We start from the raw sequence: 11,797 nt of genomic DNA on the forward strand, positions 1-11,797 counted from the left end.
GGGGTCACTCCTCGGATCTTGGGCGCAGGTTTTGCGGGTCAAACAGGGCGTCTGGGTGCACGGTGACGGGGATGGCACGATTCAGGATCTGTACGCTCAGGCCATCGCGTGGCGTACCCTTGCGCACGAACAGCCAGCCAAGGCTCTTTCCGACCGTGTAGCCGTAGCCGCCCGACGTGGTCAGGCCCACCGGCTTGCCGTTCTGCAACACCGGCTCGCCGCCGTGAATGTCGATGTCGTCGGCATGTAGTTCTGCGTACAACAGCTCCCACTCCGGATCGCGGCTGAGAAGCGCATCGTGCCCCAGGAACTCCCGCCCTTCACTTACAACAAAACGCTCCAGCCCGACATCCAGCGGGCCGACATCGGTGGTCAACTCGCCGCTGGCTCGATAGGCTTTCTCCATGCGCATCCCGTTGAAGGCGTAAGAGCCGATATCGGTCAGACCATGGGGGGTGCCCGCCGTGAACAGCGCGTCATAGAGTTCGCCGATATGCTCCAGTGGGGCGTGCAGCTCCCAGCCAAGCTCGCCAGCAAAAGACACCCGCAATGCATAGCAAGGAATACCCGCCACGGTGATCTGTTGCCCCGACAGCCAGGGGAATGCCTTGTTCGACAGATCAACATCGGTGAGTTTCGACAGGATGCGCCGCGACGCGGGACCGGACACGGCCAGCATGCCCCAGTTGGCGGACCGGTTGACCATCTTCACGTCTTCTCCGGGGCGGATGTGTGATTTGATCCAGTCGAAATCTGGTGTGGAACGGGCGATAGGGGAGCCGGTAAAAAACCGGTCTTCGGATATCCGCCAGATGGTGATTTCAGTCTCGAACCGGCCCTGCGGCGTCAGCAGGTGATTGAGGCTCATCCTGCCGTCTTTCGACGGAATACGGTTGGCGGAAAGCCGGTCCAGCAGCTCGTGTGCATACTTGCCGGAAATCTCGAACTGGCCAAAGGCGCAAAGGTCGATCACGCCAGCGGCACTGCGCGTGGCCTTTGCCTCGGCCATGGCGTTTTCGTGCCAATGCTGATGTCCCCAGCCGATCTGCTCGACCTCGCCAACCTCGCCAAAATACCGGGGCCGTTCCCACCCGGCGATTTCGCCAAAGACAGCGCCCTTAGCGGCCAGCCGATCATACAGCGGATGCCGGTTAAGCGGCCGCAGGCTTTCGAACTGCTTGCCCGGACAGGGCGTGTCGTGGCGGCGCATGAATTCATCCTTGGTGCGTTCGACAATGAACCTGTCATCGGCAAAACTGCCATAGCGACGCGGATCAAACCCGCGCGTGTTGATCTCGGCCTCGCCATGCACCATCCAGTCGGCCAAAACCTTACCCGCACCGCCGCCCCACGCCAGCCCGATGGATGATCCGCACGACAGCCAGACATTCGGCGCCCCCGACGGGCCGACCAGCATGCCACCATCCGGCGTGTGGGTGATTGCACCCCGTACCACCCGTTTGATGCCAAGTTCCGCCAGGATTGGCATCTTGTCGAATGCGACCATCAGGAATTCACCGATCGAGTCGTAATCCGCCTGGAACAACTCGTTCTCGGCGGCCCACGGTGCGCCCTCGGGCATTTCCCAAACGGTCGGGCAGACATGGCCTTCGTAGATACCTATCAGGCCCGATTTCTGTTCCTGCCGGATATAGCCGCCATAGGCGTTGTCACGCATCACCGGCAGTTCTGGGCGGTCTGCAAATTCAGGCACCGTATCGGTGACCAGATAATGGTGCAGGCAGGACACGCTGGGGATTTTCAACCCGAACCATTCGCCGACCTGATTTGCGTAGGACCCGGCGGCAATCACCACATGTTCGGCCAGCACATCGCCCTTTTCGGTCCGGAGAAGCCACATGTCGCCCTTGCGTGAGGCGCCGGTAACCCGGTTGTTTCGTTCGATCACCGCGCCGCGTGCCCGGGTCGCAGCGGCCAGCGCCATGGTCACGCCCGACGGGTCGATATGCCCGTCCTCATAGGTGCGAATGGCGGCTTTGACGTCATCGACCCTGTAGAACGGGTTGATTGCGGCAACCTCGTCCGGTCCGATCAGATCCATCGGCAGATCCATCAATTTGCCGACCCCCATGATCGACTTCATCCAGTCGACCTCGGCATCGGTGGTGGCAATGCGTATGCCGCCAACCTCGTGCCAGCCGATGCTTTGACCGGTTTCCTGCTCTACCCGCTTGTAGGTCTTGATCGAGGTCTTGTTGATCCAGCCCATCAGGCGGCTGCCCACGGCATGGGCTATCTGCCCGGCCGCATGCCAGGTCGAGCCGCTGGTCAGCTCTGCCTTTTCGAACAGGATGCTGTCGGTCCAGCCGTTTTCGGCCAGTTGAAACTGCGCTGCCACGCCCATGATCCCGCCACCAATGATGGCGACCTGCGTGGTGCGGATCGTATCGCTCATGCGAAAGCCTCCTTGGCCGGTTTGAGCGAGGCTTTGGCCGCATGGCGCGTGCACGCGATTTCAACTTCAAAGCCGTCCACAACGGTTTGCGCCTCAAGCCTGTCCAAAGCTGCACTGACCATGCCAAGCGCCACGGAGCGTTCGAACTGATAACTCCACGCGGCCGAGGTGATTTGTCCGACAACCCGCCCGTCGAAATAGATTGGCTCGTCGTGGATCGGGATTGCGTCGGGGGAGTCAAACAGGATCGAAACGATGCGTCGCTCGGGCGTCTGGCCTTTCAGGGCTTCTTCTCCGACAAACCCGGTGCCGAACGCGCAAAACGCCCCCAGGCCCGCCTCGAACGGTGTGGTGCCGGGGGTTAATTCGTGACCAAAAGCGCGAAAACCGCTCTCGATCCGCAAGCTGCCGCTGGCATAGAGCCCGGCATGGGTCGCCCCCGCCGTGACCAGCGCCTCATGCGCGGCCATGGCCATGTCGGCGGGTATATAGAGTTCGAACCCGTCTTCCCCGGTATAGGAAAGCCGCCCCGCCCAACCACGGGCAAGACCGATTTCCACCGGGGCGAAGCAGAACCGCTTCAGATCAGGAACCCTGCTGTTTGTGGTGACTTGTAAAACAGAGCGCGCCTGCGCCCCGGCCAGCCCGAGGATGGCATAACCACTTGTCACGTCGGTAAACTCTACGCGGTTGTCCCCACGGGTATCGCGCATCCGCTGCATCACGCGCACGATCTCACCGACCCCAACAATCAGCAGATAGGCGTCCGGCTCATGGCGTTGCACGGTCAGGTCGCTTTCCACGCCGCCACGTGTATTCAGGATCTGGGTGTAAGCGATGCGTCCCACGGGCACATCCATCTGGGCCGCGCAAAGCCGGTTGAGAAAACCGCAGGCATCCGTTCCCTGTACCATGATCTTGCCAAACGCGCTTTGGTCCAGAATGGCAGCCCCCGCGCGGCAGGCACCGACCTCGCGACCGACCTGTTCGCGCCAGGCGGGCACATCAAAGCTCAGCGGCAAATGTGCGACCTCCCCGCCAAAATGCACCGCGCGTTCCCATCCGCCGCGTGCTTCGAACCGCGCCCCTGCGGCCACCAGTCCGGCATGGATGGGCGAGCGGCGCTGTCCGCGCGCCGTGTCCATCGACCGACCCGGGTAGGGGTTGTCGTAATGCCGGCCCAGCACCTCGGGAATGCGGGCTTCAAGCGCGCCCAGCACGTTCATTTCCGGGCCGAACCGGCGAATGTCGGCCTCGTTCAGTTCCATCGTCGGCTCACCGGCGACGATCCATTCCGCCATCGCCATGCCCGCGCCGCCCGCCAGCGCGATGCCGGTCGAATTCATTCCCCCCATCAGGAACAGCCCCGGCACATCGGGGCTTTCACCCAGGATGAACTGACTATCGAGCGTAAAGCTTTCCGGCCCGTTCAGAAGCATCCGTACCTCGGCCCGCCCCAGCGCCGGTAAACGGCGCAGAGCATTTTCCATCATCGGCATGAAATGATCCCAATCCTCGTCCAGCAGATCGAACGAAAAATCGGCAGGAAGGCGATCCAGTGGCAGCCCTTTTGCGTGTGGCTCGAACGAGCCCACCAACAGCCCCTCGACATCATCGCGGGCATAAAGGAACGCATCCTGATCGTTCAGCGTCGGCAGGTGCGCCCCCTTGCCCAGCGCCTGAACTTCGGGCAGTGGCTTGGTCAGGATGTAGAAATGCTCGCAGGCATATAGCGGCATATGTGCGCCCGCCATAGTCGCCACTTCGCGGGACCACAACCCGCAGGCGATTACCACCTCGTCGGCCTCGATCACGTGATCCCCGATCTCGACACCTGAAATGCGACCCGCCTTCTTTTGCAGCCCGGTCACAGCTGTGTCCTCAAAAATCTCGACGCCACGCGCCTTGGCGCCTTTCGATAGGGCCAGCGCCACGTCGGACGGATTGACCCGTCCATCGGACGGCGACCAGACCGCGCCTATCACGTCATCAACTTCGATCAGCGGCCACAGCTCTTGCGCACGGGCCGCATCGACCACCTCAGCCTCAAGTCCGAAGGCGCGGCCAAGCGAGACCTGACGCTTGATGTTGGTCAGCCGGTCCGGGTTGGTGGCCAATGTCAGCGAACCGGTCTGGGTCCAGCCGGTGGCCTGCCCGGTTTCACGCTCCAACTCGCCATAAAGGTCGATGGAATAGGTGATCAGCTTGGTCAGCGTGGCCGAAGGGCGCAGCCGCCGCACCAGCCCCGCCGCATGCCAGGTGGTGCCGCTGGTCAGTTTCGAGCGTTCCAACACGACGATGTCTTTGCGCCCTTCACGGGCCAGATGATAGGCGATGGAACAGCCGATGACACCGCCGCCAATGATGACTGTCCGGGCGTGGGTAGGCAGGGTCATGACAGCACTCCATCGCGGATCATGTCGGAAAGGGTGGCGTGGAAGGTGTCAATCGCCTCATCGATCAACTCGGGCGTATGGGCCGCTGATGTGAGACCCGATGTATAGGCCATCATATCCACCCCACGCGCCAGCATCCCGTCGCGGTAGGCTTTGACTTGTGCCTTGGGCAGGCCGCGGATTTGTGCCGGGGAGAGACCGGTCAGACATTCTCGGCCAAAATGCACATGAAAGATCGAGCTGTCACCATAAGCCAACCCGCTCACCCCAAGATCAGCCATCGCCCTGTTCATGCCGTCACGCATCCGTGCGGCCATCTCGTCCGCCCTGGCTTGCGCCTCTCCGGTGGCCAGCAAAGGCATTGCCACGCAGGCGGCGGCGGCGACCAGGGGCGAGCCGTTGAAGGTGCCCTTATGGCTGACCGCCGGGGCCAGCCCGTCGCGCAAAGTCGCGTTGTTCATCAACTCCATGATGTCGGCCCGGCCACAGACCGCCCCGCCGGGCAACCCGCCGGTGACGGTTTTCGCCAAAGTGGTCAGGTCGGGCACAATGCCATCTCGCGCCTGCCGCCCCCCGGGAGACCAGCGGAACCCGGTGATGATCTCATCGAAGACCAGCACAACACCAGCGGCGCGAGCCCCGTCGTGCAGGGCGCGCAAGGTTTCGGTGTCCAGCGGCACGCAGCCGTAATTGGCCCCTGACGCCTCGATAATGACCGTTCCGATACGGTCATCTTGAAGCGCGGCCTGCATTATCTGCGGCTCGGCAGCGCAAACATGAATCAGATCGTTCACCGCATCGGGAATGCCAAGCGACGACGCCCTGTCGCTGCCCGGTTTTGCGCCTTTCAGTGCGTGATCGTGCCAGCCGTGAAAGTGCCCATCAAGGCGCAGCACGTGATCCTTGCCCGACCAGGCCCGCCCCAGCCTGAGCGCCAGCATGGTCGCCTCGGTCCCCGAAGCGGTGAACCGGGTGCGTTCTGCTGAGGGGTAGAGTCGGTTGACCCACTCGGCCCAAATGATCTCGGCCTCGTGGCAATCCGCCGAGAAAATCGACCGTTCGGCCTGTTTCTGGATGACCTCGACGATGGCAGGGTGACAATGGCCCAGCATCTGACTGGCCGAGCCCATCTTGAAATCGATATAACGCCGCCCGTCCACATCCCATTTTTCCGCTCCCCTGGCGCGGTCGATAAAGACGGGATGCGGATCACGATAGCGCAGTTCGTGGCTTACCCCGCCGGGCAATGCGGCACTGGCACGGGTGCTAAGATCGCTGCTGTTCATGTCGCTCTGCCGATCTGTTCGCGGGAAAGGCGGATGTCGAAACGGGCGCGTAACGCATGGTCAAGGTCGTCCGGGATGTGGTTCGGGAAGTGGCTGTCCAGTATGTCACGCGCCCTTTGCCGGGCCAGATCGCCGACCGGATGCGCACCGTCCTCCTGCCATTCACGGGGCGTACGGCGGTCGCCGACATCCGGGTAGAAATAGTCAGATTTCATCCGGTTGAACGTATGCATCTCACCCAGATAGTGGCCTTCACCCCGACAAACCCCGGCAATCACGTCTGCTGCGATATTTTTGGGCGTGGCCTCAACGCCGCGCAGGGTGCGCAGGATGTTGCCCAACAAGTCGTTGTCGCTGACATAGGCCACGTAGCTGACGCCCAGAAGGCTCGACATCATGCCCGCCGCTTGCGTCACGATATTGGACCCGGCATGGGCCGCCATGGCCACGGCCAGCGATTTTTCAGCGCCGTATTGCGCATCAAGGCACTTGGCATCGGTAATCCCCGCGATGGACGAGGTTGGCAGGTCGAAATGCCGACCCATCTGCGCCGCCCCGGCCATCAGGATCGCCTGCTCGCCGCCACCACCGCTCATCGAGCCTGTGCGCAGATCGGCCACCAGCGGCTTCGGGGCAAAGATCGCTTTGACTTCCGGGTCGACAAGCCGGGCAAACACCAGCCCGGCTAGCGTTTCAGCCACGGCCTGCACCAGTGATCCGGCAATCGTTGCCGGGCTGGTCGCCCCGGCCTGACCGGCGCTGATCAGCTGCACCGGGAAACCCGCATTGATCGCCGCCTCCAACACCTCACAGGCCTCTTCGGCAAAACGCATTGGTGGCACCACATGGCAGACCATCACCGTCAGGAAAGGACGGGCGCGAAACGCAGCCTCGCCCCCGGCAATGCGATAGCAAAGCTCGGCAATGGCGGGCACGTTTGCCGGTTCACTGATCGAGATCGACACATGCTTGGACGTGCCCATCAGGCAGGCATAGGCGGTGTTGAGATCCATCGCCGCGTTGTCGTCGATATCCCGCGCCACAACCGAGCGGCTGAAATGATGGATGTTGTCCATCCGGTCGACGATCCGCGCTGCATCGTAAAGATCGGAAAGGGTCGAGTCCCGATAAGCCCCGGTATCAATGTCAAAGACACCCGGCGCCGCGCCACCGGTCGACATGTGCACCCGGGCACCTGCGATATGCAGATCATGCGCCGGAATTTGCCCGCACAGGGTAAACCCTCTCTGCGCTTCGTCGATTGCCTGCTGCACCAGGCCGCGCGGAAACAACAATCTGCCATCGTTAGTCAACCGCCCGCCCGCCCCGGTGACCTTTTCAATCATCGAGGGGATGGCCTGGCTCAGACCCAGTGTCTCCAGCAAAGACTGTACGGCTTCCTCAACCAGCGCAACCTCTTGCGGGGAAAGCGGTTTCAGGCGCGCGCCCTCAACCCCAGGCCAAACCGGCGGGTTGGCGTCGGGTTCATCCGTCTGTTTCAGGCGCTCCTTCCGGCCCCGCCTTCGGGTTTCCAAGGTCATCTCTGCATGAGTCCAACTTAATGATGCCCTACGTTGTTCTCACACCCGCAACTATACAAATGGTCATTTCTCAGCGAGAAATGAGTCTGATTCATCTATGAGGTCCGCATGCTGCCTTCCCTATCCGCCCTTCGTGCCTTTGATGCTGCTGCCAGGCGGGGCAGCTTTCGCGCCGCCGCCGACCATCTGTCAATTACGCCGACCGCGATCAGTCACCATATCCGGGGCCTCGAAGACACGCTTGGGGTCAAGCTGTTCGAGCGTGCCGGGCGTGAGGTCAGGCTGACCGAAGACGGCAAACGGCTGGCGGAAACGACCGGGCAGGCATTCGGCATGCTCGACGATACGGTTCGTGCCCTGCGACGGACATCGCGCAAGGTGGTGCGGCTTGCTGCAGGCCCGATTTTCACCGCCCGCTGGCTGATGCCCCGGATCAGCGACCTCTGGGAGCAACATCCCGGCATCGAACTGGAGGTCGTGCCGCACTATCGGCCCCGCATGGGCGATCACACCCAGGCAGATATCGTGATCAGCTGGGAGCGCCTGGCAGATATGCCGGGCAGTGCCATCAAGCTTCTCGAACTGCATCCCGTCGCAATTGCCAGCAAGGGGTATATTGACCAACATGGGCCAGTACGAGCGCCCGGGGATTTGTTGGCCCTACCGATTCTGCACCAAAGGAACCATTGGGGCTGGCTCGACTGGTTTGCCGCCATGGATGTCCAGCCAGAAGCCCCTTTGCGGGGGGCCGTGTTCGAAGACGCCAATGTTCTTTTACGGGGCGCGGCCGAAGGTCAGGGGGCAGTTGTCGGCTGGCTGCCTTTGATTGAACAGGACCTTAGGGAAGGGCGGGTTGTTCGCTTGTTCGAGGAAAAAATCACACCGACCCACGGGTATTTCGTCGTGGCCTGGGATGGCACCCGAACCCGGAGCCGGAGAGAGACGCAGGACGTGCTAGATTGGCTGATTTCTCAGAACCGCGCACAAGACACCCAAGGAGCCTAAAGGCGAGTCTGGCACCATAACCAAAACGGCCGTTCGATTTCACAGGGTTAACGGCGGTTTTGTCCCGCACCTTACCATTTCATGCGGCGCGCAGCGAAGGTCGGGAATGCCCTTTGATACAATTTCGCCCCAGCCGGAACAGACCGCTTACAAGCCGGACAATGCAGGCAATTGGCCGAGATGCACTCCTCCAACGTCAGGCCGCCACTGGCTTCTCAGAGAGACATGCACGAAAATGATCCAAGCGATACAGGATTACGGATTTGGGATACTGGCAGCCTTTGAAATCAATCGTCACGTTCTGATATTCAACGGAGAATTCGAAGGCGGTGTGTATCACAGATTGGCCAGCCGACCCATATTTCAAATGTTTGCGATATAGCCCTCAAATGTCACTCGCATAACATTTTTCAAAAAATTGCCTATTTTAGAAACAGGATTCATATGTTAGGAACATTTTTCAGAGGCGCCAGCCTGCTGTGCAGTTTTTCACGCGCGAGGATCAAAAGATCAGCCCTGCCACGGAAAGTATCCAATTTTCAGGTCCGGTGAACGTTATTCACCAAAGACGGTTGCCCGAGACTGCTATTCCCGCAGGCTATTGTGCGCTGATCGAAGCCTATAGTCTGCAGGTGCCGGTTCCAATCAGGCTTGCAGCCAACGGCGAACGCCATCGAGTGACCGATACCCCGGACTGGCTGATCATGACACCGCGGCACCAACCGCAAGCATCACTGCGTGGTCACCTCACCTTTGCCCTCAAGTATGAGGGCCTGGACCTTGCTGTTCTCAAGCGACTGTTTTGCGTAACAGGGCCGGTGCCAATCGCAGACTGGGTCCGTGAAGAACCGACCGGCAGTTATGCGCGTCGAATCTGGTTCCTGTTTGAATGGCTCACGGGTGATCAACTCGATCTGCCTGACGCAACGGGTGGGCGGTACGTCGCTGTGCTGGATGATAGCCTGCAATTTGATGGGCCAAGCACGAACTCGTCCCGACATCGCATAAAAAATAATTTGCCCGGAAATTCGAATTTTTGCCCCCTCGTATTCAAGACGGCGGACCTCCAAGCTTATTGCGACCAGGAGCTCGCCGAGAGAGCCTTGGAGGTCGTAGACAAAGTGCCACGCGATCTTTTAGCACGAACGGCGGCCTTCTTGCTACTGAAAGACTCGCGGTCAAGCTATGCCATTGAAGGCGAACGCCCACCCCAAGATCGCATACAGAGGTGGGGTCGCGCGATCGGTGAGGCCGGACAACTCGACCTCGACCGCAGTGAATTGCTTCGGCTTCAGCAGATCGTCATCGGAGATGAACGCTTTATCAAGCTTGGGTTTCGAAAAGAAGGTGGCTTTGTCGGATCCCATGACCGGGAAAGCCGGATGCCTCTGCCCGATCATATCAGCGCGCGCTATGAAGACCTCGATGCTCTGCTTGATGGAATGGTCGCGTTTGCAGATATGGAAGCGCAGACCCTCGACCCAGTCGTCGCGGCGGCGATTTTGGCCTTTGGATTTGTCTACATTCACCCGTTCGAAGATGGCAACGGACGCATCCATCGTTATCTCTTTCACCATGTCTTGGCGCAACGTGGCTTTAATCCACCAGGCGTTGTGTTTCCAATCTCCTCGGCCATTCTGGAGCGAATAGACGAATATCGCCGTGTTCTAGAGAGCTATTCCGCGAGACTGTTACCATTGATCGAGTGGCGGCCAACAAACAGTTTCAATATTGAAGTCACAAATGACACGGGGGATTTCTATCGCTTTTTCGATGCGACACCCCATGCAGAATTTCTTTACAGTTGTGTCCAACAAACCATCGACGTTGACCTCCCCTATGAAACAGATTTCCTTCGTCGTTATGACCACTTCCGTGCAGCCTTAGAGGACATGTTCGACATGCCCGAGCGCACCATTGACCTTCTTTTCCGTTTTTTACAGCAGAACAAAGGTCAGCTCTCCGCGAGAGCACGTCGCAAGGAATTTGCTGCGCTGACCGATCACGAAGTTGAGCGGGTCGAGAATATTTATAGTGCCTTCAGTGCTTCCTGAGGCCTTAAAGACGTCTGGCGAAGACGTCAGTACGGCACTCATTCGTGGACAGGATTGCCCAGATAATCCTTACACTCGACGCCAACACCTCTGAGCCGAACACCGTGATCAGGCCTTGTTTTGCAAGACCCAGAAAGGCGCAGCAGGCATTGCCACATTGCTCATGGTTTTGGCATTTTATCGGAGCCGGATGACTGTCGAAACTCGCCGCGTCAAACCGGGCGGCTGCGCCAAAAAGCCCTCCAGATTCTAGGAGTACCCGACGCTCCATTTTCTACGATTTCAATTCAATAATTCACCACTTCATACCCATGGTTGCCCTCATTATCGGTCCATTCGACACCAACTGCGCGCACAGTGATCCCAGGGTGACAGCTTTTCGAAGGAATCACCCAGCTCGGGACCGGACCAGGGCCAGTGCTGGTCCAGTAGAAATCGCCCTGAACTCCATAAGTGCCAACCGTGATGTTTGATTGCTCGATACATTCATCGTCCCGACCACGGCCATAGTGGCTATAGTGCATGACATTCCAGACCTTGATCGAACGCACAAAATCAAAGGCCGGATCGGATATGTCGATATCCGCAGTTCCGTTTTCTGTGGAGATGGATTGTGCAAGCTGACGGAAGGTTTGCGAATACTCGCCACTTTCTCCCCTCCAGTTGAGCACAACGGGGATTGTGTAATCCGGCACCGACTGGCGCGGTAAAGACTGATGCGGTTCATCGGCAAAGGCGAAGTGATAAAGGCGTTCGCCAGGCGCTTCTCCAGGAAAGGTGTCCATCGCAGCACGCATCGGACAGCGCCAGATCTGTAATGGCGGCTCGATGGGCCAAGGTGTGATGCGCCGAATGAACACGGCTTTCGCATGTGCGCAAGGCGCGGACGCTGGCCAGCCACCGGCCAGACACAGCAGGATCGCACAATCCACCTGATAGGCACTTGCTGGAACAGGACTCATCAGCAGTGCCGCAGCGCCGACCCAAATCCCGTTGAGCAGTTTTCTTCCCGCTTTATGCAGATTTTCGGTGTTGTCACCTTAACAGCGCTACCAAGGAGAAATCCTGATACCTGTATTTCAAGCTGCCCGTGTGACGG

7 protein-coding genes are annotated in these 11,797 nt (G+C 59.7%); 2 read left to right on the forward strand and 5 right to left on the reverse strand.

Going from position 1 to position 11,797, the window contains the following annotated elements:
- Positions 1–4 precede the first annotated feature (4 nt).
- The 4 genes from EK369_RS20885 to EK369_RS20900 are packed head-to-tail and all read right to left on the reverse strand — an operon-like array spanning position 5 to position 7,639.
- A complete protein-coding gene (locus EK369_RS20885) occupies positions 5–2,416 on the reverse strand; it encodes an FAD-dependent oxidoreductase (RefSeq protein WP_127116219.1) in 2,412 nt (803 codons plus the stop codon).
- Complete coding sequence (locus EK369_RS20890) at positions 2,413–4,812, reverse strand: GcvT family protein (protein ID WP_127116220.1); 2,400 nt, start codon at positions 4,810–4,812, stop codon at positions 2,413–2,415. The genes EK369_RS20885 and EK369_RS20890 overlap by 4 nt, the downstream gene beginning before the upstream one ends.
- Positions 4,809–6,098: an aspartate aminotransferase family protein gene (locus EK369_RS20895; protein ID WP_127116221.1), complete on the reverse strand. Its 1,290-nt coding sequence runs from the start codon at positions 6,096–6,098 to the stop codon at positions 4,809–4,811. Before EK369_RS20895 ends, EK369_RS20890 begins: the two co-directional genes overlap by 4 nt.
- Positions 6,095–7,639: a trimethylamine methyltransferase family protein gene (locus EK369_RS20900; RefSeq protein ID WP_127116222.1), complete on the reverse strand. Its 1,545-nt coding sequence runs from the start codon at positions 7,637–7,639 to the stop codon at positions 6,095–6,097. The genes EK369_RS20895 and EK369_RS20900 overlap by 4 nt, the downstream gene beginning before the upstream one ends.
- Before the next feature lie 108 nt (positions 7,640–7,747).
- Here EK369_RS20900 and EK369_RS20905 point away from each other — a divergent pair, with 108 nt between their 5' ends.
- Entirely contained in the window at positions 7,748–8,644 is an 897-nt protein-coding gene (locus tag EK369_RS20905) for a LysR family transcriptional regulator (protein ID WP_127116223.1), read from the forward strand.
- 479 nt (positions 8,645–9,123) lie between these two features.
- Positions 9,124–10,698, forward strand: a complete 1,575-nt coding sequence (locus tag EK369_RS20910; protein ID WP_235871504.1) for a Fic family protein — start codon at positions 9,124–9,126, stop codon at positions 10,696–10,698.
- Positions 10,699–10,985: 287 nt separating this feature from the next.
- Here EK369_RS20910 and EK369_RS20915 read toward each other — a convergent pair whose 3' ends face one another.
- The gene (locus EK369_RS20915; protein ID WP_127116224.1) at positions 10,986–11,660 is read right to left on the reverse strand and encodes a hypothetical protein; all 675 of its coding nucleotides are present in this window, start codon (positions 11,658–11,660) and stop codon (positions 10,986–10,988) included.
- Positions 11,661–11,797 lie beyond the last annotated feature (137 nt).

The sequence above is a fragment of the Shimia sediminis genome (assembly GCF_003990645.1).
Classification (GTDB): domain Bacteria; phylum Pseudomonadota; class Alphaproteobacteria; order Rhodobacterales; family Rhodobacteraceae; genus Shimia; species Shimia sediminis.